This window comes from Romboutsia sp. BSD2780061687b_171204_C1, from assembly GCF_015560225.1.
Lineage (GTDB): Bacteria > Bacillota > Clostridia > Peptostreptococcales > Peptostreptococcaceae > Romboutsia_C > Romboutsia_C hominis.
On the sequence record NZ_JADMRK010000003.1, the window covers coordinates 275,979 to 302,830 of the forward strand.

General features: G+C 27.1%; 24 protein-coding genes and 1 rRNA gene. 19 read left to right on the forward strand and 6 right to left on the reverse strand.

Features of this window, described 5'->3' with window-relative positions; all coding sequences use genetic code 11:
* Positions 1 to 44 precede the first annotated feature (44 nt).
* Entirely contained in the window at positions 45 to 1,745 is a 1,701-nt protein-coding gene (locus I2H23_RS09090; protein WP_092922976.1) for an ABC transporter ATP-binding protein, read from the forward strand.
* Between the two features lie 50 nt (positions 1,746 to 1,795).
* Here the strand turns inward: I2H23_RS09090 and I2H23_RS09095 are convergent, their stop codons facing one another.
* Positions 1,796 to 1,990 carry a zinc ribbon domain-containing protein gene (locus I2H23_RS09095; RefSeq protein ID WP_092922979.1) on the reverse strand — a complete coding sequence of 65 codons (195 nt, stop codon included), beginning with the start codon at positions 1,988 to 1,990 and terminating at the stop codon, positions 1,796 to 1,798.
* A gap of 220 nt (positions 1,991 to 2,210) precedes the next feature.
* Here I2H23_RS09095 and I2H23_RS09100 point away from each other — a divergent pair, with 220 nt between their 5' ends.
* Together I2H23_RS09100 and I2H23_RS09105 are read left to right on the forward strand one after the other, a co-directional pair.
* Positions 2,211 to 2,978: an ABC transporter ATP-binding protein gene (locus I2H23_RS09100; RefSeq protein ID WP_092922982.1), complete on the forward strand. Its 768-nt coding sequence runs from the start codon at positions 2,211 to 2,213 to the stop codon at positions 2,976 to 2,978.
* Positions 2,968 to 4,977, forward strand: coding sequence for an FtsX-like permease family protein (locus I2H23_RS09105; RefSeq protein WP_195581526.1), 2,010 nt, complete (start codon positions 2,968 to 2,970; stop codon positions 4,975 to 4,977). Before I2H23_RS09100 ends, I2H23_RS09105 begins: the two co-directional genes overlap by 11 nt.
* A gap of 147 nt (positions 4,978 to 5,124) precedes the next feature.
* On the opposite strand, the gene I2H23_RS09110 is transcribed toward I2H23_RS09105, so the two are convergent.
* The 3 genes from I2H23_RS09110 to I2H23_RS09120 form a co-directional block, all read right to left on the reverse strand.
* A complete protein-coding gene (locus tag I2H23_RS09110; protein WP_092923282.1) occupies positions 5,125 to 5,349 on the reverse strand; it encodes a helix-turn-helix domain-containing protein in 225 nt (74 codons plus the stop codon).
* A gap of 13 nt (positions 5,350 to 5,362) precedes the next feature.
* Positions 5,363 to 5,854 carry a DUF2975 domain-containing protein gene (locus I2H23_RS09115; RefSeq protein ID WP_195237913.1) on the reverse strand — a complete coding sequence of 164 codons (492 nt, stop codon included), beginning with the start codon at positions 5,852 to 5,854 and terminating at the stop codon, positions 5,363 to 5,365.
* A gap of 145 nt (positions 5,855 to 5,999) precedes the next feature.
* The gene (locus I2H23_RS09120; protein ID WP_092922991.1) at positions 6,000 to 7,520 is read right to left on the reverse strand and encodes a hypothetical protein; all 1,521 of its coding nucleotides are present in this window, start codon (positions 7,518 to 7,520) and stop codon (positions 6,000 to 6,002) included.
* Between the two features lie 332 nt (positions 7,521 to 7,852).
* On the opposite strand from I2H23_RS09120, the gene I2H23_RS09125 reads away from it, so the two are divergent.
* The 4 genes from I2H23_RS09125 (at position 7,853) to trxA (ending at position 11,501) form a co-directional block, all read left to right on the forward strand.
* Positions 7,853 to 9,151 (forward strand): conjugated bile salt MFS transporter, encoded by a 1,299-nt coding sequence (locus tag I2H23_RS09125; protein WP_195237912.1) that lies wholly within the window; start codon positions 7,853 to 7,855, stop codon positions 9,149 to 9,151.
* Positions 9,152 to 9,375: 224 nt separating this feature from the next.
* Positions 9,376 to 10,539 carry a class I SAM-dependent methyltransferase gene (locus I2H23_RS09130; RefSeq protein WP_195237911.1) on the forward strand — a complete coding sequence of 388 codons (1,164 nt, stop codon included), beginning with the start codon at positions 9,376 to 9,378 and terminating at the stop codon, positions 10,537 to 10,539.
* A gap of 110 nt (positions 10,540 to 10,649) precedes the next feature.
* Positions 10,650 to 11,018 (forward strand): C-GCAxxG-C-C family (seleno)protein, encoded by a 369-nt coding sequence (locus I2H23_RS09135; RefSeq protein ID WP_195581527.1) that lies wholly within the window; start codon positions 10,650 to 10,652, stop codon positions 11,016 to 11,018.
* Positions 11,019 to 11,189: 171 nt separating this feature from the next.
* Positions 11,190 to 11,501: a thioredoxin gene (gene trxA, locus I2H23_RS09140; protein WP_195237909.1), complete on the forward strand. Its 312-nt coding sequence runs from the start codon at positions 11,190 to 11,192 to the stop codon at positions 11,499 to 11,501.
* Positions 11,502 to 12,108: 607 nt separating this feature from the next.
* Here trxA and I2H23_RS09145 read toward each other — a convergent pair.
* A complete protein-coding gene (locus I2H23_RS09145; RefSeq protein WP_195237902.1) occupies positions 12,109 to 12,834 on the reverse strand; it encodes a hypothetical protein in 726 nt (241 codons plus the stop codon).
* A 211-nt stretch (positions 12,835 to 13,045) separates the two neighbouring features.
* On the opposite strand from I2H23_RS09145, the gene I2H23_RS09150 reads away from it, so the two are divergent.
* The 4 genes from I2H23_RS09150 to I2H23_RS09165 all read left to right on the forward strand — a co-directional run bounded on the left by I2H23_RS09150 (position 13,046) and on the right by I2H23_RS09165 (position 17,775).
* A complete protein-coding gene (locus I2H23_RS09150; RefSeq protein ID WP_195581528.1) occupies positions 13,046 to 16,222 on the forward strand; it encodes a ligand-binding sensor domain-containing protein in 3,177 nt (1,058 codons plus the stop codon).
* 92 nt (positions 16,223 to 16,314) lie between these two features.
* Positions 16,315 to 16,491 carry a hypothetical protein gene (locus tag I2H23_RS09155; protein ID WP_166504832.1) on the forward strand — a complete coding sequence of 59 codons (177 nt, stop codon included), beginning with the start codon at positions 16,315 to 16,317 and terminating at the stop codon, positions 16,489 to 16,491.
* 398 nt (positions 16,492 to 16,889) lie between these two features.
* Positions 16,890 to 17,261, forward strand: a complete 372-nt coding sequence (locus I2H23_RS09160) for a VOC family protein (protein ID WP_166504833.1) — start codon at positions 16,890 to 16,892, stop codon at positions 17,259 to 17,261.
* Between the two features lie 214 nt (positions 17,262 to 17,475).
* Complete coding sequence (locus tag I2H23_RS09165; protein ID WP_166504834.1) at positions 17,476 to 17,775, forward strand: PTS sugar transporter subunit IIBC; 300 nt, start codon at positions 17,476 to 17,478, stop codon at positions 17,773 to 17,775.
* A 358-nt stretch (positions 17,776 to 18,133) separates the two neighbouring features.
* Here I2H23_RS09165 and I2H23_RS09170 read toward each other — a convergent pair whose 3' ends face one another.
* Positions 18,134 to 18,586 carry a MarR family winged helix-turn-helix transcriptional regulator gene (locus I2H23_RS09170; RefSeq protein WP_166504835.1) on the reverse strand — a complete coding sequence of 151 codons (453 nt, stop codon included), beginning with the start codon at positions 18,584 to 18,586 and terminating at the stop codon, positions 18,134 to 18,136.
* Positions 18,587 to 18,853: 267 nt separating this feature from the next.
* On the opposite strand from I2H23_RS09170, the gene I2H23_RS09175 reads away from it, so the two are divergent.
* The 8 genes from I2H23_RS09175 to I2H23_RS09210 all read left to right on the forward strand — a co-directional run.
* On the forward strand, positions 18,854 to 21,076 hold the full coding sequence (locus I2H23_RS09175) for an ABC transporter ATP-binding protein (RefSeq protein WP_166504836.1): 2,223 nt from the start codon (positions 18,854 to 18,856) through the stop codon (positions 21,074 to 21,076).
* Positions 21,066 to 22,916 (forward strand): ABC transporter ATP-binding protein, encoded by a 1,851-nt coding sequence (locus I2H23_RS09180; RefSeq protein ID WP_207733564.1) that lies wholly within the window; start codon positions 21,066 to 21,068, stop codon positions 22,914 to 22,916. Before I2H23_RS09175 ends, I2H23_RS09180 begins: the two co-directional genes overlap by 11 nt.
* 259 nt (positions 22,917 to 23,175) lie before the next feature.
* Positions 23,176 to 23,652 (forward strand): PTS galactosamine transporter subunit IIB, encoded by a 477-nt coding sequence (agaB, locus tag I2H23_RS09185; protein WP_092923024.1) that lies wholly within the window; start codon positions 23,176 to 23,178, stop codon positions 23,650 to 23,652.
* A gap of 22 nt (positions 23,653 to 23,674) precedes the next feature.
* Entirely contained in the window at positions 23,675 to 24,442 is a 768-nt protein-coding gene (locus I2H23_RS09190) for a PTS mannose/fructose/sorbose/N-acetylgalactosamine transporter subunit IIC (RefSeq protein WP_092923027.1), read from the forward strand.
* Positions 24,432 to 25,271, forward strand: a complete 840-nt coding sequence (locus tag I2H23_RS09195) for a PTS system mannose/fructose/sorbose family transporter subunit IID (RefSeq protein WP_092923030.1) — start codon at positions 24,432 to 24,434, stop codon at positions 25,269 to 25,271. Before I2H23_RS09190 ends, I2H23_RS09195 begins: the two co-directional genes overlap by 11 nt.
* A gap of 9 nt (positions 25,272 to 25,280) precedes the next feature.
* Positions 25,281 to 25,682: a PTS sugar transporter subunit IIA gene (locus tag I2H23_RS09200; RefSeq protein ID WP_092923033.1), complete on the forward strand. Its 402-nt coding sequence runs from the start codon at positions 25,281 to 25,283 to the stop codon at positions 25,680 to 25,682.
* Between the two features lie 128 nt (positions 25,683 to 25,810).
* A complete protein-coding gene (locus tag I2H23_RS09205; RefSeq protein WP_166504837.1) occupies positions 25,811 to 26,092 on the forward strand; it encodes a hypothetical protein in 282 nt (93 codons plus the stop codon).
* A gap of 431 nt (positions 26,093 to 26,523) precedes the next feature.
* A 16S ribosomal RNA gene (locus I2H23_RS09210) occupies positions 26,524 to 26,852 on the forward strand; the annotation flags it as partial.

Genomic DNA, 26,852 nt, shown 5'->3' on the forward strand with positions numbered 1-26,852 from the left:
TATTATATACAATGTATAAATATATTGAAAGATGGAGGTAGACAATGATAAAAGAATTCATAAAATATTACAAACCTTATAAAAAATTGTTTGTACTTGATTTACTAGCTGCTTTCACAGTGGCACTATGTGACTTAGTTTATCCAATGATAACTAGAAGTATAATGGATGATGTTGTACCAAATAAAGATACAAGAATGTTAGTTGTATTTGCAATATCTCTATTAGTTATATTTATTATAAAAGCAGGATTAAACTATTTTATGCAATACTGGGGGCATGTAGTAGGTGTAAGGATGCAAGCTGATATGAGAAGCTATGTATTTACTCATCTTCAAAAACTTCCAAGTTCTTATTTTAATAATAATAAAACAGGTGTTATAATGTCTAGAATAATAAATGACCTTATGGAGATATCTGAATTGGCTCATCATGGACCAGAAGACTTATTCATATCTATTGTCATGTTGGTTGGTTCATTCTTTATATTATTAGGAATAAATATAGAGCTTACACTAATAGTTTTTGCTATATTACCTATAATACTTTTATATGCTATAACTCAAAGAAAGAGAATGAATAAGGCATTTAAAGAAACTAGAGTAAAAACTGGTGATGTAAATGCTACTTTAGAAAATAGTATAGCAGGTATGAAAGTTACTAAATCATTCTGTACCCAAGAAGAAGAATTAGAAAAATTTAATAAATCTAATAACATATTTAAATACGCAAGAGAAAGTGCATATAAAGTTATGGCACAATATTTTTCGGGAATGTTTTTATTTATAGATTTATTAGAGTTAGTTGTTTTAATAGTAGCAGGATATTTTACTTATATGAATCGTATAACGTTAGGTGATTTCGCAGCATATCTTTTATATGTAAAAATGTTTATACAGCCAATTAGAAAATTAATAAACTTTACTGAGCAATACCAAAATGGTATGACAGGATTTGAAAGATTTATGGAAATAATAAATGAAGAAACAGAAAAGGAAGCTAAAAACCCAATAGAACTTAATGGTGTAAAAGGTAATATAGAAATAGAAAATGTATCTTTTACATATGAAGATGAAAATCAAGTTTTAGATAATTTAAATTTATCTATAGAAGCTGGAAAAACAATAGCCTTAGTTGGTCCATCAGGTGGAGGTAAAACAACTTTATGTAATCTTATACCTAGGTTTTTTGATTTTGATGAAGGTAGCATAAAGATAGATGGAATAAATATTAAAGACGTAAGCTTAGATTCCCTAAGAAAAAATATAGGGGTTGTAGCACAAGATGTATTTTTATTTACAGGAACTATAAGAGATAATATTGTAATAGGAAAAACTGGTGCTACTGATGAAGAAATAGTAGAGGCTTGTAAAAAGGCTAAAATACATGATTTTATACAAACTCTTCCTAAAGGTTATGATACATATATAGGAGAAAGAGGAGTTAAGTTATCAGGAGGACAAAAACAAAGAATTTCTATAGCTAGAATATTTTTAAAAAATCCTCCAATAATGATACTAGATGAGGCTACATCAGCACTTGATAATGTCACAGAATATGAAATACAAAAATCTTTAGAAGAGCTAAGTAAAGATAGAACAAATTTAGTTGTGGCACATAGATTATCAACTATAAAAAATGCAGATGAGATAGTAGTATTAACGGAAAAAGGTATAGAAGAGAGAGGAACTCATAAGGAACTTATAGAAAAAGGTGGAGTTTACTCAAAACTTCATAGAAAATAGTAAGTTATATAACAAAAAGATGATTCTAACTTTAGAATCATCTTTTGTTTTTATAAATCAACCCAAGTTGATTTACCTGTATATATAAACTCTGTATGTCTACACTTAGGACAGACGTAAATTTTAAACATTAAATGCTCCTCTACATCAAAGATAGCTTTAAAAAATCCACGGTCAGCCTCTTGAGAATCAAATCTATATTCTTTTAAAAATTCAAGACTTGTGTCACATCTTAAACAGTTCATAAAATATTCCCCCTTAATAAACAAGTAAGTAATATAATTGTAAGATATATTTAGACAAATTTGGTTGCAATATGGTTACATATACCTAAATTAGACAATAAGAAATATTAGAAAGTTATAGAATCTTACAAAAGTGTAATGAAAATGAAAGACAAATGAATATGTAGATTTTTGGATTTAGTATAAAATACATATATAAGAAATCTAAGGAGGTTATTAAATGAATAATATATTAAAAGTTGAAAATATAGAAAAATACTATGGAAATAAAGACAATATAACAAAGGCAATTGATAATATAAGTTTTAGAGTAGATGAAGGAGAATTTGTTGGTATAATGGGTCCTTCAGGAAGTGGTAAGACAACTCTACTAAACTGTATATCGACAATAGACAATGTATCTACAGGAAATATAATAATAAATGGTCAAAATATAACGAATTTAAAATCAAAAAAACTAGATAAGTTTAGACAAAATGAATTAGGATTTATATTTCAGGACTTTAATCTTTTAGATACTTTAACAAATTATGAAAATATAGCATTAGCTCTTACTATAAAAGGAGAGAAGCCATCTAATATAGACTCTAAAGTAAAAGAAGTAGCAAAATATCTAGAAATAGAAAAAGCATTAAATAAATATCCATACCAAATATCAGGAGGACAAAAGCAAAGAGTAGCATCAGCAAGAGCGATTGTTACAAATCCATCACTTGTACTTGCAGATGAACCTACAGGAGCATTAGATTCAAAATCAGCAAGATTATTACTTGAAAGATTTGAAAGTTTAAATGAAGACTTAAAAACAACAATACTTATGGTTACACATGATGCCTTTACTGCAAGTTATGCTCATAGAATCTTATTTATAAAAGATGGAAAAATATTTAGTGAGTTAGTAAGAGGTAGTGATACTAGAAAAGAATTTTTCAACAGAATAATAGAAGTTATAACTCTTCTTGGAGGTGATGACAACGATGTATTCTAAGATAGCAATAGGAAATGTAAAAAAGAGTTTTAAAGATTATGCTATATATTTTTTAACACTAACTTTAGCTGTAAGTATATTCTATAGTTTTAACTCAATAGAATCTCAAAAAGCTATTTTAGAGATGAACAATTCAACAATGGGATTTGTAGATACACTATCTAAGATTATAGGTGGAATATCTGTATTTGTATCATTTATATTAGGTAGTTTAATAGTATATGCAAATAATTTTTTAATCAAAAAACGTAAAAAAGAGCTTGGAATATATATGACTTTAGGTATGGGTAAAGGAAAAATATCTAAAATACTAATTTTAGAAACACTTATAGTTGGGGTAATATCATTAGCAAGTGGGCTTATATTAGGACTAATAATGAGTCAAGGGTTATCATTATTTACATCTAAATTATTTGAAGTAAATATGAGTGAGTATAAATTTATTTTTTCTACAAGTGCAATAATCAAAACCATAATATACTTTGGAATAATATTTTTAATTGTTATGGCATTTAATGTAATTGTAATATCTAGATACAAGATAATAGATTTATTAACTGCAGGGAAAAAGAATGAAAATATAAGATTTAAAAATCCAATTATATACCTAATAACATTTATCTTATGCTTAATTTCAATAGGAACTGCATATAAGTTAATATTAGATGTTAAACTTAATATTGAAGATATAAGATTTTCAATGTCAATAGGACTTGGTGTGGTTGGTACATTCTTATTTTTCTATAGTTTAGCTGGATTTGGATTATATATATTTAAAAATAGTAAAAATATTTATTTTAGAGGATTAAATATTTTTATAACAAAGCAAATAAATAGCAAAGTTAATACAAACTTTATATCAATGTCTATTATATGTCTAATGTTATTTTTAACTATGGGAATGTTATCAACTGGAATAGGGTTTAAAAATGCATTAGAAAAAGGACTTGAGAAAACAACACCATTTGATGCTAGTGCGAGAGTATTTGCAAATGAAGATGATAAAATTAAAAGTATAAAAGATGCTTTAAATAATTTAGGATTTAAATTTAATGATAAAGACAAATATTTATACTATAATACATATGACTCAGGATTTGAGATAAAGAATCTAAATAAAGGTTTAGATAAGGAAAATCAAAAGAATTTAAACAAGATAGAGGACATAGGTGCTGATTTTATAAAAATATCAGAATACAATGACATAAGAAAGCTAGAGGGTAAAAAAAGTATAAGCTTAGGTAAGAATGAAGTTTTAATTATGTCAAATAATAATATGGCTAGCAAAATAATAAATAACTTTTTAGAAAATAATAAAGAGATAAAAATAGATAAAAAAAATTATAAGGTTAAAAATGAAAAGGCTATAGAGGACTCTCTTCATACAACTGCTTTAGCTGACAATATGTTTACTATAGTAGTTAATGATGATTTAACAAACAAACTTCAAGTTAGAGAATCTTATTTAAATGTGAATTTTGGAGAAAATAGCAAGAACTCAGAAGAAAAACTATCTAAATTATTTGATGATTTTAAAAATGGTAAGATTGACTATAAAAATTCAGCATTTATCTACGGAGAAACTAAGGTTCAAGTATATGCAGAAAGTAAAGGTATGACAACAATTATGTTATTTATAGGTATATACCTAGGAATAATATTCTTAATATCTAGTATGGCAGTATTAGCATTACAACAGTTATCAGAAGCAAGTGATAGTATAGAAAGATATAAATCACTAAGAAGAATAGGTGCAAATGATAAAATGATAAATAAGAGTATATTTATACAAACATTAATATATTTTAGTTTACCAATAGTACTTGCATTTATACATTCTATAGTTGGTATAAAAGTATCAAATGAGTTTATAGCTATGTATGGTAAGCCAGATATAGGATTATCATCTTTAGTAACTGCGTTAATATTTGTGTTTATATATGTTGGATATTTCTATGCAACTTATACTGGATATAAAAATATAGTCAAAAATTCATAATATAAAAATAAGCTAGATACAATATATGTATCTAGCTTGTTTTGTATATTAAAAAAGTATTTGTTTAATGTGGAACTTGTAGTAACTTAAAATATTAAACTAAAAAAGGAGCTATTAGAAATCTAATATAGCTCCTTTTTTAATTATTTACTTTAATCTTTCATCATCTTCATCTACATATTCTAATATGTCTCCTGGTTGACAGTTTAGTATTTTACATATTGAATCTAATGTAGTAAATCTTACAGCTTTGGCTTTATTATTTTTTAATATAGATAGATTAGCCATAGTTATACCAAGTTCCTTTGAAAGTTCGGTAGAACTAATCTTTCTTTTAGCCATCATAACATCTAAATTTACAAGAATTGGCATAAAATATTCCTCACTAAATTGTTTTATCATTTTCATTTTTTATCTTTGTAGCTGTCTCAAATAATTGAGATAAAGTAAGACATAATAATCCTATAACTAGGCAGATAAAAGTAACTACTATAATTGCTGGAATTATAAGAGTGTCATTAAATGGACTTACAAAGTATTTTAGATACAACATGCATACAGCAAATATAATAATCTCACTAAAAGAACATATAGATATAGTTTTTAGAGCTTTTGAGCTGGCCATAGTAAAAGGTATATTCTTTATAATTAATCTACAAAGCTTTTTTAATTTAAATAAAGATATCATATAAGGTATAAAACATAAGTATACGCAAATTGATACATTAATCATTATTGGGTTAAGTTCTGACACAGGTACTTGTGTTTTACATAAAGCTATACTTATCATTGGTGTAGCTAGGAGTAAAACACCTGTAATAAATATTCCTATTAATATAATAACATTTAATATTTTAGAATTTAAGCTTTTTATCATTTTTATTTACCTCTCTTAAAAAATATATATTATACACCTATAATAAATATGTAATTATCGTTTGTCAATAAAAAAACATAATATTACAATAATGTAATGTACAAAAAAACTGTAGATAGCAAAAGGCTTTTCTACAGCTTTGATTTTATTCTATATTTTCTCCGAAATTTTCGCTTATTATTCGCGTATAACTTATAGATTTTGATATTCTGTCTAATATTTCTTCTTTTTTATCTAATACTATATCTTTTCTATCATTCCAAAGTGTATCAAATAAATTATTACACATATTTTTGAAATCATTATCACTTATTATAAAGTAATCATTTTGTCCTGAATTAGGATGTACTTTTGTAAACTTTAAATTCTTAGATAAATATAAAGATGGATTTTCTTTTTCTCTAAAATCATCAACAAAATCTCCATCAACTAATCGTATTTCAACATCATTAGATTCCATTAATATTTTTTCTATATATTCAATATGTCTTTCCCTTTCTTTGAATGTAAGAGTTACTGGTATATTGAAAAAGTGTAAGCAACCTGAAGACATATACTTTCTAAGTTCTGATTCATATATAAGTACTTTAAGATTAGATTTATAAGTAACATTATGAAGGAATACATTTATTTTTTTTAGCTCATTTATAATTTTTTTATTATCTCCAAAAACTCTTTCGGCAATCTCCATGAATAAATCCGGAGGCATAAAGAATTCATTAATAGAACCTAAAAGACATCTTAAATCATTGTTCATTATATATTGTATATAAGTTTGATTTTCTATCATAGAGGTACAATCTCTTTTGTCGTATAAAAGTTTTCCTTTATTTTTTAAAGTATACTTTATATTTGCATAAAAATCTTCTACTAATTTTCTGTCTTTAGAGGTTGTGGTAAACATACATTCACCTTCTTCAAAGAATAGATTTGTAGATAAGAATTTATTTTTAATTGCAAATATTGCAGTATTGGAATTTATACTACAGTTGTATAACTTAAAATTAAGTGAAGTAGATGTTGAAATTAAGTTTATAGCAAGGAGTGTATTAATAACGTCCTCATCTTCATAGTCATTAAGACCGATTAAAAAACTCGCTTTAACATTAACTTTTTTACTTAATTCATTTAAAAAAGCTTTCAAATTAGATAGTGTTAATTTATCTTTATGGTTTAGATAAAGTAAATTTACAGAAATCAGTACTTCTAAATCTTCATCTTTATCAGCATAAAAGCTCAATTCTTTAAAAAAGGTTTTATAAATTATGCCTGGATTAACTAAAGAAGTACTATTATAATATTCCTCTGAATGCGTAGTTTTAGGCATGGATTTTACCTGAGTATTGTTTACATTGACAGTATCCATATAAACTTCTTTGAGCTTAGTTTCTATATATTCTCCAATGAATTCATTACTGCTATCAGAAGATATTTCAAAATAATCTATTAAATTATCTAATGTATCGTCATTTAAAGACTCCATAATAAAGTCTGATATATTTTTACATATTTCATTTATTCTTTTTGAGCTTGGAAGATGTTTAGAAAGAATCCACTTATTTACATAAGAAACATCATAGCCTACATACTTTGCCAAACTACTTTTCTTTTGATTTGATAAGTATAGTAGATTCTCTAATAAACTTCCAAAAGTAATGGTTTTCAAGTTATATTCCCCCTAATAATTCGTTTTATGTCAGCTTTTAAATTATATTATATCACTTACTAAGGTATATTATAAGAGTTCGAAATAGATTGAAATATAATAAAATAGAAGCAATTTGAAGAAAGTTTTTTCAATGAAAAATGCAGAGGCATATAAAAAATGCCTTATATCCTTAAGTTTCGTTATTATTCGTAAAAGTAAGTAGATGATACGTGTTATTATATAAGCATAGACAATGAAAAATACGTTTTCTCAACAAGGGAATACGAAATATACTAAAATTACGGTAAGGAAAAACTAGAAAATTTCTAGGCAATAAATTAGGAGGATATATGGGCAATTTAAAGAGTAACAAAATAGCAAAGGGATGGATGATAGTAATAGCATGTATGCTTATACAAGCAATACCATTTGGTGTAGCATCAAATATTCAGCCATTATTTATACATCCAGTAACAACAGATAAGGGGTTTAGCTTAAGTTCATTCTCATTAATATTTACAATAGGGACAATAGTATCAGCGGTAGCATCTCCATTTATAGGTGCGCTTTACGGGAAGGTAAATGCTAAATTAATATATATAGTAGGATGTTTATTATCTGGTGGAGGATTTATGTTATTCTCTATGTGTACAGAGTTATGGCAATTCTACTTAGTAGCAGGAATAGTTAATATAGGAACATCGGCTATATCAGCTATAGGAGTTCCACTTTTAATAAACTCATGGTTTGATGAAAGTACAAAAGGAAAGGCAATGGGAATTGCTTTTGCTGGAGGATCTATAGGTAATATATTCCTTCAACAAATGGCTATATACTCAATAGCATCTAATGGATATTCTAGAGCTTATTTCTTATTTGGAGTATTATCTTTAGCTGTTGGTATACCAGTAGCATTATTAATGATAAGAATGCCTAAAAATAAAGATGAGATAGTAGTAGGAAATAAAAAATCAGATAAGGCAGAAGATAAAAAGGAAGAAAAAGTAGATTTAGCATATACATTAAAAGAAGTACAGAAAATAAAATATTTCTGGATGATGGCAATAGGATTCTTATTTGTAGGAATATATGTGTCTGCATATTCAGTACAATATGCTGCATATTTCCAAGGAGAGTTAAAGTTAGATCCTAGTGTTGTAGCAATGTCAGGTTCAATATTTGCAATTACATCATTATGTGGAAACGTAGTTGGTGGTATATTATTTGATAAAATAGGTGTTATGAAGTGTTTAGTAATATCATCAGTAGCAGTATTTGTATCAGGAATATTCTTGACTATGTCTGGAACATCTCCAATATTTGCATATGCATTCTCTGCTATAAAAGGTATAGCTGTTTATATGTATATGATGGGACCAGCATATCTTACAGGTTCATTCTTTGGAAGAAAAGAATATGGTAGTATACTAGGTATGATAAACTTGGTATTTGCACTTGGATTCTCAGGAGGATCAGCTATATTTGGTTTATTTACAGATAAGTTTGGTTATAACACTGCATGGATGGGAATATTAGCTTGTGTTGCAGCAGCATACATATTACTTATAATAGCATCTAGAGGAATGAATAATCTAAACAAAGATAGAAGACAAAGACTAGAAGCTGAAAAGGAAATTAAAATAGCTTAATAAAAAGTCGCCTTTAATTAAAGGCGGCTTTTTAATTTATTTTATTAGAAGTGCATATTCTCAAAGAAAATTTACAAAATGAAGGAATAGAGATAAGTGTGTAAGGTAAATATTAAAAAATGACTATACATGATGGTGTTATGCAAAAAGAGTTTGAATTAATCTAATATATATAATAATATCTTAATGTGGACATAAAAATATGAGATGATAGGTGTGAATAAATGGAAGAACTAATAAAATCAATTGATGAAATAACTAAAGATGAAGTTATTAAAGTAGTTATAAGTAATAAAAAAAATAAAGATATAGAATACAATAAAATAAATATAGTTTTAAAAGAAAAAAACAATAAAGAATACTATCAAATAGAAAAGTATACAGATAAACAAGTTTTTCATGAGAACATAGAAAAAGATGAGTTAAATACTAAATTATTAGAGTATATAGGCGATAACTATAAACAATTAGCAGCATGGACTATATCTAAAACTTTTGATCTAAAAGTATCTAAAAAAGGTAAAATATTTTTAGGAAAAAAGAATAGTGATAACTCAAATATGGTAAACAAGAGCCATAATAAAGAGAAAAACTATATATTAAAAGAAGGAATGATAATACAACCACTTATAGACTTAGGAGTATTTACCAAGGAAGGGAAGGTTGTTAAATCAAAATATGATAAATATAAGCAAATAAATAGATTTATAGAGATTATTGATGATGAAATTAAGAAGAATAACTATAAAGAACTTACTATATTAGACTTTGGATGTGGAAAATCTTATTTAACATTTGTCTTATATTATTATTTTGTAGAGATAAAAAAAATAAACGTAAAAATGATAGGTCTAGATTTAAAAGCTGATGTTATTAAAAAGTGTAATGATATAGCTAAAAAGTACAATTATGATAATTTAAGCTTTGAATTAGGAGATATAAATGGATATAGATTTACAGATAAGGTAGATATGGTAATAACACTTCATGCATGTGATACGGCTACTGATTATGCTCTATATAATGCTATAAAGTGGAATACAAAGATGATATTCTCAGTTCCTTGTTGTCAACACGAGTTTAATAGTCAAATGAAGTCAGATGAATTTTCACTACTTACAAAGTATGGGATAATCCAAGAAAGAATGGCTGCACTTATGACAGATGCTGTAAGAGCAAATTTACTTGAAAGTATAGGGTATAAAACTCAATTATTAGAATTTATAGATATAGCCCACTCACCTAAGAATATATTAATAAGAGCGGCTAAGGGAAAAGTGTCTAAAGAGAAGAGAGAAAAAGCATTAAATGAAGTAAATAATTTAATAAGTGAATTTAACTTTAAGCCAACATTATACAAACTTCTAAAAGATGATAAGTTAATATAATAAATCTTTATAATTATAAGGGTTATTTATATGTGTGACAAAGTCACAGAAATATGTAGTAAAGTATGGTAACATATATTCATGAACTAAAGTACTTAAGGAGTGATAGTATGATAAGACCATCAGAATACCATAGTCAAGGGTATACTTGTGCAGAAGCATTAATAAAAGCATATAACGAAGAACATAATACAGACATACCTGTTGCACTAGGTAGTGGTATGGGAGTTGGTATGACAGTAGGAAGTGTATGTGGTGCTGTAAATGCAGGTATAGTAGTTATAGGATTTATAAAAGGAAGAGAAAATAATACAGAGGCTAATATAGCTAGAAAATATTCAAATAAGTTGATGAAAAAAGTTAGAGAAAAATATAATTCAGAAATATGTGTAGACTTAAAGAAAAATAAAGTTGGATGCGATGAAATAATAAACTTTACTTATGATGCTATAAATGAGCTACTTGCAGAGGAAATGTAAAAATACAAATTAATAACTATTAAATATAAATAAATTTTGCCAAGATATAAATTTTTGAAAAATTGATTTAACAGTTATTAAATGTAATAAATATACTATTAATATATTTTACACTAGAAATAGTATGTATTAAATTAATAAGAATTAAAGAGGAAATTTTGGAGGAGAAAAATGTCAAAAATAATTGATAGCACTAATTTTGAACAAGAAGTGAATGATGGAGTTGTAGTGGTTGATTTCTTTGCTACTTGGTGTGGACCTTGTAAAATGCTAGCTCCTATATTTGAGCAACTTAGCGTTGAAATGAAAGATGACGCTAAATTTGTTAAGGTAGACATAGATAAAAGTCTTGAAATAGCTAGAAAATATATGATATCTAGTGTTCCTACAATGATGATTTTTAAAGATGGAAAGCCTGTAGATACTATGGTTGGATTTATGCCAAAGGAATCTATAAAGAGCAAAGTAGAATCACATATATAATAAAAATGGATGCCTAAAAGTTTAGGTATCCATTTTTATTGTATTAAGAAATTGATTAAATAAAACAAATATATAAATTATATTATAAAAATGAGAAAAATATAAAATCTATTTTATAGGATGTTTAAAAATAATTAATTGAAAAATACATAAAAATAAAATTTTACATAAAAAAGAAATTATAATATGGTAAAAAATGTAGAAATATATTATATTATTAATAGTCACCGACAGGAACGGACATAGAAGGACACAACCACAATTTATATCATAAGAATAAATTAATTTACTCAGACTATTTTTAAATGATGAATAATATAAGAGTAAATCTAATGACATGGAAAATACTATCCCCCCTGAATAGTATTAAAAATCTTAAGACTGCATATGCAGTCTATTTTTTTACAAAAAATTAGCTTGCATATTGAGAGAATATATATAGGAAGCTAAGATAAAAGAGTTAGTAACATACAGAAAATGGTATTGATTTAATTAAAACAATACCATTTTTAATTTATTGATATTTACAGATATACTATTATATATGTAGTGCAGGTATTTTCTATAATGATTAGCTATTAAATATAAATAGTTTTTATAAAATTTATTAAATATTGTAATTAAATGAACTAATAAGATTATCTAGCTTGAATTTAGGATATATAGGTTTTGAATTGCACATAGAACGTAATATTAAGTAATGCTTATACTCACTACTATCAGATTTAAAATATTTATTTATAGATATTTCTAACATGTCTTCTTTATCACCAAAATTCATATATTTTAAATAAGAGTCCTTTAAATTAGGATGATCTAAAGTAAGAGAATAAAACTTTCTTTCTACTATTTTTAAATCTTCTATAAGTTTTTGTGTTCGATTAGCTATTTCTTGATTTAAAAAATCATAGTCTCTAGAACTATTAGTTAAATCTGACATAATTTCATATTGAATATGCTTGATTTTTTTATTTAACATAAGGGATAAGCAAAATAGTTCACCTAGTTCTTTTTCTTCTTCAAACTCTCCTTTTAACAAAAGTCTTATAGATGGCAAATCTTTTTTTGAAAATATTTTAAGTTGTCTTCCTTTACCAAATACTATTTTTAATGGAAATTTTAAATTATCGGAATTTACTGACTGAGTTAAAATTCCATCTTCTACAATATAAAATTCTTCCCCTTGGTAAATAGCAAAGTTTTTACTGTAATTGTAATAAAGTGTTTTTGTTGGGACTTGATCTCCAAAATCAAACTCTTTTAAATTTATGTTAGATCTTATGACTTTACCATCGTCATTTACTGTAGGATAATAAAAACAATCAAATCTCATAAAATTTATTCCCCCTAATACATAAATTATATATCTATAATAATTATAGTCCTTATATGATGTTTTGTAATTAAGTAATGTAAAATATTTAAATAAATACAACTGTATAGTAAATACAATAATATAGGTAATAATATCTACTTATGTAGAAATATGTAAAATTATGTAATATAATGAAAGAGTTAAAAAATACAGATAAAGAGAGGTCAATATGACATATATAAAGAAGTTAAATATTTTTAAAGTGTTAGTAGTATTAATAATGATATTATCTATAAATACTAATAAGATATTTGCTCAAACAAGTCTGAAATTTAGAAATATCACGATTGAGCAGGGACTGTCGCAAGGTACTATAGAAGATTTGTATCAAGATAGTAAGGGATACATATGGATAGGAACCCAAGATGGTTTAAATAGGTACAATGGATATGAGTTTAAACAATATAGACATAATGAAAAATCTAAAAACTCAATAGTAAGCAATAATATTATAAAGATAAAGGAAGATAAGGACAATAATATATGGGTAGGAACTATAGATGGAGTAAGTAAAATTTCTAAAAATGGAAAGATAAAAAATTACAAGCAGGGTAGTAAAAATGGAAATCTTTCTGATGGCAATGTTTGTGATATATTAGTAACTTCTGATGGAAAAGTTTTAGTCGGTACTACAAATGGACTAAATATATACAATAAAGACAAGGATAAATTTGAAAGAATATTATCGAAAGAATCTGATTTAACAAACCAATTTATTTATTGCTTAGGTGAAGATAAGAATAAAAATATATGGATAGGTACTAGTGATGGATTAAATAAAATAAATACAAAAGATAAAAATGTAGATAAGATATATTTGACAAAGGATAAGAAACCTAATGAAAAAGATACTATATATGGACTTTATATGGATAAAGAAGGATATGTATGGATAGGAACTATGAAAAATGGTCTATTAAAAATAGATATTAATACAAATAAGATAAAGTTGCATAAAGTAAGTAAACAAAATAAAGAATTAGACTTTGTAAAAAATATATTAAAGGATAGTGAAGGAAATATATGGGTATGTACTGATGATGGATTATTAGAGCTATCTGAGGATGGAAATCATGAAGAATTGTATAAAAATAAACCTTATGATAGTCATAGTTTAATTAGCAATAGTACAAGGTGTATTATGCAAGATAAAAATGGTTTAATTTGGGTAGGTACATACACAGGTATAAGCATATTTGATCCTAAAAATAGAGTGACTCAGTATCAAAGTGATCCTTATGACAAAAACTCTTTGAGTAGCAGTGTAATTCATGGAATATATGAAGATAAAGACGGCTTAATTTGGGTAGGTACAAGATCTGAAGGCGCAAATATAATTAATAGAAAAAAAGGCATAATAAGGCAAATAGAAAAAGGAATATTAACTGATGATAGAATTAGATATATAACAGGTAAAGATGATGATATATGGATTGGAACAAATAGTGGATTAAATAGGATAAATAAAAAAACAAAGAAAATAAAGTATTACACTTTAGATAATGGATTATTAGATAATTATATAAGAACCATTTATATCGATGGAGAATATGTATTTGTAGCTACAAGGGGTGGAGTTAATGTAATTAATTCTAAAACCAATGAAATAAGTAATATAAATGATTTGCTAGAAATATATAAAATTCCTAAAGACTATATATCTTGTATTTATAAAGATAGGGAAGGTATTTATTGGTTAGGTACATCCACTGAAGGCGGTTTAATAAGCATAAATTCTAAAACTAAAAAAGTAAAAATATACAACAAAAAAGATGGATTAAGCACTAATGAAATAAGGAATGTAGTTGAAGATAATAAAAAGAATTTATGGATAGCCACTAATTATGGTTTAAATAAATTAAACAAAGAGACTGGAAAAATAATACATTTTACAGAACAAGAAGGCTTGCCTAATAATACGATATATGGTGTAGTTCTTGATTATGAAAATAATCCTTGGATGAGTACAAATAATGGGATTTCTAAATTCGATGTAAAAAATAATAAATTTATAAATTTAAATGTTACAGATGGACTTCAAGGTAATGAGTTTAATGCTAATGCTTGCTTTAAAAACTCTAAAGGAGAGATCTTATTTGGAGGGATTAATGGATTAAATATAATTAATCCAAAAAATTTAGTAACATCAAAAGATATATCTAGAGTAATGATTGATGATATATCAGTTAATGGAGTTGTGTTTGAAGAGGGAAAAAATTTAAACTTTAAAAGTGATGAAAATACTATAGAGATAAAATTCTTCTTACCAGATTATAAAAATACTCAAAGAATACAATATGTATATAAGTTAGAAGGGAGTAAGGATAGTTGGCATACCATAAAGGATAATAAAGTAACATATACAAATTTAAGTCCAGGAGATTATAAGTTTGTGGTAAAAGCTATAAATAATGATGGTGTAATGAGCGAAAAAACTAGTATAAACTTTAAGATAAATCCACCATGGTGGAGAAGTAAAGAAGCAATAGTTATTTATGCACTTATTATAATAGCCATTATTGTCCACAATCAAAGAAAAATGAAAAGGCTAGACAAATTAGTAGGAGAAAGAACAGAAGAACTACGAGAAGAGATGGAAAAAAATAAAGTTCTTTTTGATAAGGTTATTGAACTTGAAAAAAATAAAAATAATTATTTTATAAACTTATCTCATGAATTAAGAACACCATTAAATCTTATACGTAGCACAGAGCAGCTAATAACAGGGCTTAATAATCGTGGAAAGCAAATATCAAGTGAAAAAATAGAATATTATATGAGTATTTTAAGAAAAAATTCAAATCGATTATTAAGGCTTATTAATAATATTATTGATACATCAAAAATAGAAAATGGGAACTATATACTTAATATAAACGAGCATGATATAGTCTACTTAGTAGAGGAAAGTGCATTAAGCTTGAGCAATTTAGCTAATGATAAGGGAATTGAATTGATAGTAGACCCTTATATAGAAGAAAAAACAATACTATGTGATTCATATGATATTGATAGATGTATAGTAAACTTAGTAAATAATGCTATAAAGTTTACAGATGAAGGTGGAAAGGTAGAAGTTATAATTAAAGAAGTTGGAACAAACGTACAGATAGAAATATCTGATACAGGAGTAGGAATAGAAGAAAAATATCATCATTCTATATTTAATAGATTTAACCAAGTGATAGATGAATATGGTGAATCAAAACAAGGTAGTGGACTAGGTCTTACTATAACAAAACATATTATCAATTTACATAAAGGTGAAATATATGTAGAAAGTGAATTAGGGAAAGGAACTAAATTTACAATAATATTACCAGAAAATATGTACAAAAATAACTAGCTTATAGCTAGTTATTTTTGTTACATAGATTGATTAAATACCATAAGAAATGTCAAAGATAGTATTAACAATTAATTTAGGGGGTATATAGAATGGTTTTAAGTAGAGAGAATATAATAGAGGGGCTAATAGATTTAAAAAATGAAAGAGAAAATGAAAGTAAAAAAATAATAATAAACATAAAGGAAATAGTAGAGAGTCAAAATATAGATGATATGGAAAAGTTAAAGTTGATTAATAATGAATTAGGTAAAATGCTAGTTATATAATAAAACTATACACAAAAATAATTTAATATAGTTAGCATTATAGTAAGCTAAATTAGTTTATATACAAATTTTTTTATTATTATATAGGAGACTTAGAATTGATACTAGCTTAATAAAAGTTATATAAATACAAAGTAAATTTAATATTATAAGAATATATTATTAATAACACACGAATAAGCATAAAATGTTAAGGAGTAATTATATATTTAAGAAATTTTTCTAAAATTGTTAGTTAAATTTTCCACTATATTTATGTTAATTTGTGGATAGATTATTATATTTTTTAAATAATTACATATGTTTAGATACTAGTGTAACATTAAAATTAGGTTAATATATTTATTTAAATCAATAAATAAATTATAATAAATAAAAAGATATATGGAGGGGAATCTATGAATTTTAAATTTTGCCACAATAACTTTAATGTATTAAATCTTGAGAAAAGTCTTGAGTTTTATGAAAAAGCATTAGGTCTTAAAGAAGTAAGAAGAAAAGAAGCTGAAGACGGAAGTTTCATATTAGTTTATTTAGGTGATGGAGAAAGTGATTATACGCTAGAATTAACTTGGTTAAGAGATTGGGATAGACCGTATAATTTAGGAGATAATGAATTCCATCTAGCTCTTAGAGTAGATGACTTTGATAAAGCTCACAAATTACATAAGGATATGGGATGTATATGTTTTGAGAATGAAGCTATGGGAATTTATTTTATAGCAGATCCAGATAATTACTGGATAGAAATACTTCCTCAAAATATGTAATTTGTTTAACTAGTTAAATAACATTTGAAACAGTATATAAAAAGTATTGTAGCTAATATAGCTAACAATACTTTTTTTATTAGAGTGTACTTGTATCAAATAAAAAACTATATTGATTTATATAGGACGGTTTATTTATAAGATTAATATTGACTCAGAGAATAATAAAATATAATAATATAAAGATAGATTATAAAATAGAGAGGTATTAGATATGAAGAATATAGTAGTTATATGTGAAAATTTACAAAGTGCTGAAGCAATAAAGTTAGCAGGAAAAGAATTAGGGATAAATGTAGTTTGTGAAATACAAGAAAATTGCAAAATACAAAATGAAATAAGTGAAGCTGAAATTAGAAAAGCATGTGCAGTATTATTTGTAATAAGCTTTGAAGTGGAAGATATAGAAAAGATAGAAAGATTTATAGATTGTGAATACTATGAAGTAGAGCCTAAGTATGTTATAAATGATGCAAAATCAGTAATTAAAGAGATAATGGAAGAAATAAATTAGTAGGTTAAGTAATAGAAATTAAAGTATTATATCATTAAATGTAAATTAAGAGAATATATTAATGCAAGCGGTGATATAATTGAAAATATTTAATAAAGAAAGTCTATTATTTAATATATTTGGAAATGTAAGAAAAGTAATTGCGTTGTTGCTTACATTAGTATTTTGTTATCTAAGTATTAGTGGAACCATAACACAATAACAATTTATATCTGTCTTTAGTATGGTTTTAGGATATTATTTTGGTAAGTCAACAGCACTAGATGTTCCAGATAAATTAAGAAAAAAAGAAAATACTATCACTAAAGAGATTAGTGAAGCAGATAAAAACATATTTGATTAAAATAAAAGCTCAGACTTAATTGTCTGAGCTTATTTCCATTAATACCTCTTTTAAATTCTCAAGAGATGTATTTAATTTATTAAGTTGGTCGTCTGGAATAGTTGAAAGCCTATTTTTTAAAGTATCTTTCATAAGATTAAACTTATCTTTTAAATATTGATCTCCTTTATCAGTTAAGCTAATATTAACTATTCTACGATCTTTTGTATCATGAGCTCTTTCAACCATTCCTTCATTTATAAGTTTATTAAGAAGTTTTGTCATATTTGGTGTTGAAATTAACAGCTTTTTAGCAACTTCAGAAATTGGTTGAGTACCCTTACGTCTAAGAACTTCCATTATTTGGAAGTGAGAATGATTGAATGTATCATTTCTAAAACCACATTCATTCCTAATTATTTTCTTTTGAAATAATGGCATTATCTTTACAAAATTTTGAACTATAGATTCTAATTTATCATCAGCCATAATAATACCTCCATAAAAATTTATTTTAACACAAATTTTACCCATAAAAATTATTTCATACTATATACAACATTAAATTTATTTTCACACTGTAGGGAAACACAATATATATAAAATATTGACTTTTTTTTAAAATACTATATACTTAAAAAATATAATAGTTAAAAAGTATAACTATTAACTAGTATAAGTAGTTTAATATTATTATACATCAAAAACTATAAATTGTGTAAAAAGACTAAAATTAAATGGAGGGAATTTTAAGCTATGTTTAAGATTTTTAAATACTCAAAACCGTTTATTGTGTCAATTATTATGGCGGTTATGCTTTTAGTAGTTCAAGCAATGTGTGATTTATCATTGCCTGATTATACTTCAAACATAGTAAACGTAGGAATTCAACAAAGTGGTATAGAAAATGCAGTACCAGTTGTTATAAGAGAAACAGAATTTAAGAAGTTAAAAATATTTATGAACGACACTGAAAAAGAAAAGGTTGAAAAATATTATAACTTGATAGACAAAGAAGACTTAAGTGACAAGGAGTATAACAAAGAAGTTGAAAAGTATCCTGCACTTAAGAATGAACCTTTATACCAATTAAATACTAAAGATAAAGATGTTATAGATAGCTTAAACAAGATAATGTCTGACTCTATGATGAGAGTAGCAGCTATAAATATGGCTAGTGATAAAGGCGATATACCAAATGTACCAAAGGGTACTGATATATGGCCTATGATAGAAAATATGCCAAAGGCTCAATTAGATACTATGATGAAGCCTATTGATGAAAAAATAGATGATTTAGATCCTAGCATGCTTACTCAATCAGCTATTTATGCAGTTAAAACTGAATATGAAAAAATAGGCATGGACTTAACTAAGTTACAAAACAATTATATATTCAAAACAGGAGCGATAATGATAGTAATAGCTCTTGTAGGTATGGCAGCTACAATATCAGTAGTTTATATAGCTGGTAGAGTTGGTGCAGGTGTAGGAAGAAATATACGTAAAGATGTATTTAGAAAAGTTGTAGGATTTTCTAATGTAGAATTTAACAAATTTTCTACAGCATCACTTATAACTCGTAGTACAAATGATATACAACAGATACAAGTATTTACTGCGATGTTTATAAAGATGGTATTTTATGCTCCAATACTAGGGATAGGTGGGGTATTAAAAGTACTAGATACAGATACTTCTATGTCTTGGATAATAGGAGTGGCTATTGGTGCAATACTAATAGTTGTTACAGTATTATTTAGTTTAGCTATACCGAAGTTTAATAGAGTTCAAAAGCTTATAGATAAATTAAATCTAGTAACACGTGAATCATTAACAGGAATGTTAGTTATAAGAGCTTTTAGTACTCAAAAAATAGAAGAAGAAAGATTTGATGAAACAAATACTCTTTTAAGAAAAACAAATACATTTGTAAATCGTATAATGACTATGATGATGCCGACTATGATGCTTATTATGAATATAACAACTGTACTAATAGTATGGGTTGGGGCTAAGCAAATAGATGCAGGTGCGATGCAAGTCGGGGATATGATGGCATTTATACAATACTCTATGCAAATAATAATGGCATTCTTAATGATATCAATGTTATCAGTAATACTTCCAAGAGCAGCTGTATCAGCTAAGCGTATAATGGAAGTACTAGGTACAGAAGTATCTATAAAAGATGTTGAAAACACTAAAATATTTGATGATTCAAAAGATGGAGAAGTTGAATTTAAAAACGTATCATTTAAATACCCTAATGCAGAAGATAATGTATTAAGTGATATAAGTTTTGTTGCTAAGCCAGGTCAAACAACTGCATTTATAGGAAGTACAGGAAGTGGTAAATCAACTCTAATAAACCTTATACCTCGTTTCTTTGATGCTACTGAGGGAGAAGTTTTAGTAAATGGAGTTAATATAAAGGACGTAAGCCAACACGATCTTAGAGAAAAAATAGGATATGTACCTCAAAAAGGAGTTTTATTCTCTGGAACAATAGATAGTAATATAAAATATGGTGCAAGAGATATAAGTAAGGAAGAAGTTGAAAGAGCAGCACAAACAGCTCAAGCAATGGAGTTTATATCTACTAAGCCAGAAAAATTCGAAACTGAAATATCTCAAGGTGGTACGAATGTATCTGGAGGTCAAAAGCAAAGACTTTCTATCGCTCGTGCTTTAGCTAAAAAGCCTAAGATATTTATATTTGATGATAGTTTCTCAGCTTTAGATTTAAAAACAGATGCAAAACTTAGAAAAGAACTGAAAAATCAAACTGGAGATTCAACAGTTTTAATAGTAGCTCAAAGAATCAGTACTATAATGAATGCAGAGCAAATAATAGTGCTTGATGAAGGAAAGATGGTAGGTAAAGGAACTCATCAAGAGCTAATAGAAAACTGTGACGTATATAAGCAAATTGCACTATCTCAGTTATCAAAGGAGGAGTTAGTCAATGAGTGTTAAGAAAAGCAAAAGACCTATGAGAATGGGTGGAGGACCTTCTATGATGGCAGGTTCAGAAAAAGCAAAAGACTTTAAAGGGACTATGAAAAAATTACTTAATCGTTTAAGTCCATATAAAGTGTCATTAATATTTGTTGTATTATTTGCTATAGGTAGTGCGGTATTTACTATAGTGGGACCTAAAATATTAGGTAATGCAACAACAGAAATATTTGAAGGATTAGTAAGCAAAGTAAGTGGAAGCGGAAGCGGAATAGATTTTACTAGCATATCAAAAACACTAGCTATGCTAGTTGGATTATATGTTATAAGTGCACTGTTTTCATTTGTTCAGACATTTGTTACATCTGATATATCACAAAAGGTATCTTATAATTTAAGAAAAGAGATATCAGAAAAAATAAACAAATTACCTCTTAAATACTTTGATGGAACAACAAACGGAGAAGTATTATCGAGAGTTACTAACGATGTAGATGCAATAAGTCAAAACTTAAACCAAATACTATCACAGATGATAACTGCAGCGACAGTACTTATAGGTGTACTAGTGATGATGTTATCAATAAGTGTAAGTATGACTTTAGTAACTTTAGTAATAATACCTTTAGCATTAGTATTTATAAGTATTGTTGTTAAAAAATCTCAAAAACACTTTAAAGATCAACAAGAGTACTTAGGTCACACTAATGGTCACATAGAGGAAATATATAGTGGGCACAATATAATGAAAGCATTTAATGGTGAAGAAAAAGCTATTGAAGAATTTAATGAGCTAAACAATACATTATATAATTCTGCTTGGAAATCTCAAGCATTATCTGGAATGATGATGCCTATAATGACTTTTATAGGAAACTTAGGATATGTAATGGTAGCTATAATGGGTGGATATCTTACAATAAAGAAAAAAATAGAAGTTGGGGATATACTATCATTTATTCAATATGTAAGATCATTTATGCAACCAATAGCACAAACAGCTCAAATTGCCAATGTAATGCAACAAACGGCAGCTGCTGCTGAAAGAGTATTTGAATTCTTAAGTGAAGATGAAGAAATGGAAGAAACTAAAACACCTGTATCAACTGAAAATATTAAAGGTGAAGTTGAATTTGAAAATGTAAACTTTGGATACAGTGATGATAAAATAATAATAAATGATTTCTCAATAAAAATAAAACCAGGTCAAAAAGTAGCGATAGTAGGTCCTACAGGAGCAGGTAAAACTACAATAGTAAAACTTCTTATGAGATTCTATGAGTTAAATAGTGGAAAGATATTAATAGATGGACACGATATAAAAGAATTTACAAGAAGAGATTTAAGAAATCTATTTGGTATGGTTTTACAAGATACTTGGTTATTTAATGGAAGTATAATGGATAATATACGTTATGGAAACCTTAAAGTGAGTGATGAAGAGGTTATAAAAGCAGCAAAACTTGCGCATGCAGATCACTTTATAAAGACATTAAGTGATGGATATAATATGGAAATAAATGAAGAGGCTAACAATATATCTCAAGGTCAAAAACAATTACTAACAATAGCAAGAGCTATACTTGCAGACCCAAAAATATTAATATTAGATGAAGCAACAAGCTCTGTTGATACTCGTACAGAAGTATTAATACAACAAGCTATGGAAAATCTTATGGAAGGTAGAACAAGCTTTATAATAGCTCATAGATTATCTACTATAAGAAATGCTGATTTAATATTAGTAATGAAAGATGGGGACATAGTAGAACAAGGTAGTCATGATGAATTACTAAAAGAAGGCGGATTCTATTCTGAATTATACAATAGTCAGTTTGAAGAAGTAGAAGCCTGTTAATAAAATAAAAAGCGATTCTTAAGTTTAATAACTTATGAATCGCTTTTTATTTTATTAAAATATTGTATTTTAAATTACAGAGAAAAGAGTTTTCGTATATATAATTACACATATTTTTATATGAATCTAGAATATAAAAGTACAAATCATAAACACAAAATTACAAATACACAGATTGAAAAAGTTACTACAATTAAAGTAAGTAATATAATTTTATAAAACATAACAAATAATATCAAAATTTAAGGAGTGGGGGATTATGCCAAATATAGTATTAACAAGAATCGATAACAGATTGATACATGGTCAAGTAGCGACAATGTGGTCTTCAAGTGTAGGAGCAAATTTATTATTAGTTGCAAATGATGAGGTATGTGCTAATGAATTTAGACAAGGTCTTATGGATATGGCAGCACCAAGCTTTGCGCAAACTAGATATTTTAGTATAGAAAAAACTATAAATATAATAGACAAAGCAAGTGATGCTCAACATATAGCAATAATATGTGAAACTCCACAAGATGTAGTGAGATTAGTAGAAGGTGGAGTACCAATAAAAGAAGTTAATATAGGAAATATGCATATGGCAGAAGGGAAAAGACAAGTATCTAAAGCTGTATGCGTAGATGATGATGACGTCAAAGCATTTAGACGTCTTCAAGAACTTGGTGTGAAGCTAGAAATCAGAAGGGTTCCAAGTGAATCTGCTGAGAGTCTAGATGAACTATTTAAATAAAATTCAATAAGGGGGTAAGTTTATGGAATTAAGTTTTATTCAAATTGGTCTTATATTAATAGTTACAATGATAGCAGCAATAGACCAATTTAACTTCTTAGAGTCCTTTTATAGACCGATAGTAATTGGTCCTATAATAGGAGCTATAATGGGAGATTTACAAACAGGACTTATAGTTGGTGGTTCATATGAACTTATGATGATAGGAGCAATGCCAGTAGGAGGAGCACAACCTCCAAATGCAGTTATAGGTGGAATAATGGCTACAGTATTTGCTATTCAATCAGGATTAGATACTTCAGCTGCACTACCTCTTGCAATACCATTTGCATTACTTGGTCAATATGCAGTAACAGCTTTATTTACAGTAATGTCTCCATTAATGGGACTATGTGATAAGGCAGCAGATGAGGCTAATCCAAAAGGTATAGATAGAGTCAATTATATGGCTATGGGAATATTAGCAGTATCATTTGCATTGATAGTTTTAGCTGGATTATTATCAGGTCAGGCAATAGGAGAAACTTTAACAAAAGTATTACCACAATGGGTTTGGGATGGACTAACTGCAGCAGGTAAGATGATGCCAGCACTAGGATTTGCAATGTTACTTAAAGTTATGTTAAGTAAAGAATATGCATTATTTATGATGTTAGGATTTGTTTTAGTAGCATATGGTAAATTACCACTTTTAGCTATAGCTATAGTAGGTATAGCTGCAGCAGTTTATGACTTCCATGTAAGTATGAAAACTAAAAATACAGGAGGAGGTATAGGCGATGGCATCTAATACAGAAGCATTAAAAAGTCAAAGAGAGTATATCGATAAAACAGAAGGCGAAACTCTTGACAATAAAACATTAAATCAAATGGCTTGGAGATCAATGTTTTTACAAGCATCATTTAACTATGAAAGAATGCAAGCTGGAGGATGGTTATACTCTATACTTCCAGGGCTTAAAAAAATACACAAAAACAAAGAAGATTTATCAACATCAATGAAACATAATATGGAGTTTTTCAACTGCCATCCGTTTTTAATAACATTTGTTATGGGGATAATATTATCTCTTGAACAAAAAAAGGCAGATGTTCAAACTATACGTGCTCTAAGAGTTGCAGCAATGGGACCTTTAGGTGGTATAGGAGATGCAATATTCTGGTTTACATTATTACCAATATCTGCAGGTATAGGAGCGAATCTTTCTTTACAAGGAAGTATATTAGGACCAATTATATTCTTTGTGTTATTTAATATAGTACATTTAGGATTGAGATTTGGTCTTATGCATTGGTCATATAAAGTTGGTGTTGAAGGTATAACTAAGCTTACTAAAAATGCTAAAGAATTTACTAGATCAGCTACAGTACTTGGTATGATAGTAGTAGGAGCATTAATAGCATCATATGTAAATATAAATATAGTTACTCCAGAATACTTAAGTATGTCTGGAACTATAGACTTACAAAAGATACTAGATTCTATAATGCCATGTTTATTACCTCTTGGATTAACATTTGGAATGTATGGATTAGTTAAGAAAAATGTTTCTCCGTTAGTTAATATATTAGTATTAGTAGTAATAGGATTAATAGGAGCATTCTTAGGTATACTCTAGGAGGATAAAATGATAATAATAACAGGACATGGGAATTTTGGAAGTGGACTTAAAAGTAGTTTGGATTTAATTGCAGGAAAATATGATTTTATAAAAACTGTTGATTTTACAGAAAATAAATCATCAGATGATTTAAAAGAAGAAATAAGAAACATAGTTAAAGATACTTATAATAAAGTATATATATTTACAGATTTACCTGGAGGAACTCCTTTTAAGGTTAGTAGTGAATTAACATTAGAACATTCGAATATAGAAGTTTTTTGTGGAACTAATCTGCCAATGCTAGTTGAATCTACTATGATGGTGTCTCTAGGATTTGAGATTGATAGTGAGGCTATAAAGACAGCTGGAATAAACAGTATAAAACCGCCAATAAGAAAAGTTGTGTTGGCTGAAGATGGAATATAAATTATAAAAAAGGAGGATGCAAAATTGCATTCTTCTTTTTTTATAATTTATTTAAGCTTTTTATAATAAAAAATAATATTATGGAAAAATTAAATATAATTATGCTATTTCTTACAGGAGGAAGTAATATGGACAATATAAGAGAAACTAGATATAAAAGAGAAGATGGAACATATGATATATCTTTAGAAGTTAAAGATTCTGCATACTTTAATGTATTTGATAACGCAGACACAACATCAGGTAAAGAATTTCTAAGAGATTATTTAAAAAGTAATGCAGATGATGCTAGATATGCGGATATTTCTGTAAATCATAATAAGGGTAGACGTATAGTAAGCATAAAAGCTAAACTAGATTATGAAGGTAATATGCACACATCATATGATAACAGAAGAAAATTATATTAAATAAAAAATAATATACATATTGTACTAGTTAAAATTAATTATAAAAATAAAGATAAGAAAAAATTAACTAGTACAATATATTTAAAACTAAGTGAATATAAGTAATTTATTGATATTAATATTAAATAATAAATATAAAAATAAAAAAGTTTATAAAAAGTATTGACGATATAAAATTATGGTGATATAGTATTACTTGTCCTTAAGAAAAGGGCAAAGCAAAAAAGTAAGCGCCGACACAGTCGCTTAAAATGAACTTTGAAAATTAAACAGTAGGTTAATTTATATAACTGATTCTTAAAGAATCGAAAACAAACCAAGCCAGATATTCAGATAATGATAGTCTGAGCAGGTAGTCAAATTTATTTTAGCAACGGATGTTGTTGAACGGATGTGAAACAATATCGTTGGCGATATAAATTCGAAAAATTTATTTTGAGAGTTTGATCCTGGCTCAGGATGAACGCTGGCGGCGTGCCTAACACATGCAAGTCGAGCGATTTACTTTTAGTAAAGAGCGGCGGACGGGTGAGTAACGCGTGGGTAACCTGCCCTGTACACACGGATAACATACCGAAAGGTATGCTAATACGAGATAACATGAGAAAGTCGCATGGCTTTCTTATCAAAGCTTTTGCGGTACAGGATGGACCCGCGTCTGATTAGCTAGTTGGTAAGGTAATGGCTTACCAAGGCGACGATCAGTAGCCGACCTGAGAGGGTGATCGGCCACATTGGAACTGAGACACGGTCCAAACTC

Coding starts and splice junctions, on each gene's coding strand:
- I2H23_RS09165 (WP_166504834.1), top strand. CDS start 17,476: ATGAAGAATATAGTAGTTATATGTGAAAATTTACAAAGTGCTGAAGCA.
- I2H23_RS09145 (WP_195237902.1), bottom strand. CDS start 12,834: ATGAGATTTGATTGTTTTTATTATCCTACAGTAAATGACGATGGTAAA.
- I2H23_RS09105 (WP_195581526.1), top strand. CDS start 2,968: ATGTATTCTAAGATAGCAATAGGAAATGTAAAAAAGAGTTTTAAAGAT.
- I2H23_RS09125 (WP_195237912.1), top strand. CDS start 7,853: ATGGGCAATTTAAAGAGTAACAAAATAGCAAAGGGATGGATGATAGTA.
- I2H23_RS09195 (WP_092923030.1), top strand. CDS start 24,432: ATGGCATCTAATACAGAAGCATTAAAAAGTCAAAGAGAGTATATCGAT.
- I2H23_RS09160 (WP_166504833.1), top strand. CDS start 16,890: ATGAATTTTAAATTTTGCCACAATAACTTTAATGTATTAAATCTTGAG.
- I2H23_RS09150 (WP_195581528.1), top strand. CDS start 13,046: ATGACATATATAAAGAAGTTAAATATTTTTAAAGTGTTAGTAGTATTA.
- agaB (WP_092923024.1), top strand. CDS start 23,176: ATGCCAAATATAGTATTAACAAGAATCGATAACAGATTGATACATGGT.
- I2H23_RS09110 (WP_092923282.1), bottom strand. CDS start 5,349: ATGCCAATTCTTGTAAATTTAGATGTTATGATGGCTAAAAGAAAGATT.
- I2H23_RS09090 (WP_092922976.1), top strand. CDS start 45: ATGATAAAAGAATTCATAAAATATTACAAACCTTATAAAAAATTGTTT.
- I2H23_RS09170 (WP_166504835.1), bottom strand. CDS start 18,586: ATGGCTGATGATAAATTAGAATCTATAGTTCAAAATTTTGTAAAGATA.
- I2H23_RS09135 (WP_195581527.1), top strand. CDS start 10,650: ATGATAAGACCATCAGAATACCATAGTCAAGGGTATACTTGTGCAGAA.
- I2H23_RS09200 (WP_092923033.1), top strand. CDS start 25,281: ATGATAATAATAACAGGACATGGGAATTTTGGAAGTGGACTTAAAAGT.
- I2H23_RS09180 (WP_207733564.1), top strand. CDS start 21,066: ATGAGTGTTAAGAAAAGCAAAAGACCTATGAGAATGGGTGGAGGACCT.
- I2H23_RS09115 (WP_195237913.1), bottom strand. CDS start 5,854: ATGATAAAAAGCTTAAATTCTAAAATATTAAATGTTATTATATTAATA.
- I2H23_RS09190 (WP_092923027.1), top strand. CDS start 23,675: ATGGAATTAAGTTTTATTCAAATTGGTCTTATATTAATAGTTACAATG.
- I2H23_RS09095 (WP_092922979.1), bottom strand. CDS start 1,990: ATGAACTGTTTAAGATGTGACACAAGTCTTGAATTTTTAAAAGAATAT.
- trxA (WP_195237909.1), top strand. CDS start 11,190: ATGTCAAAAATAATTGATAGCACTAATTTTGAACAAGAAGTGAATGAT.
- I2H23_RS09175 (WP_166504836.1), top strand. CDS start 18,854: ATGTTTAAGATTTTTAAATACTCAAAACCGTTTATTGTGTCAATTATT.
- I2H23_RS09205 (WP_166504837.1), top strand. CDS start 25,811: ATGGACAATATAAGAGAAACTAGATATAAAAGAGAAGATGGAACATAT.
- I2H23_RS09130 (WP_195237911.1), top strand. CDS start 9,376: ATGGAAGAACTAATAAAATCAATTGATGAAATAACTAAAGATGAAGTT.
- I2H23_RS09155 (WP_166504832.1), top strand. CDS start 16,315: ATGGTTTTAAGTAGAGAGAATATAATAGAGGGGCTAATAGATTTAAAA.
- I2H23_RS09100 (WP_092922982.1), top strand. CDS start 2,211: ATGAATAATATATTAAAAGTTGAAAATATAGAAAAATACTATGGAAAT.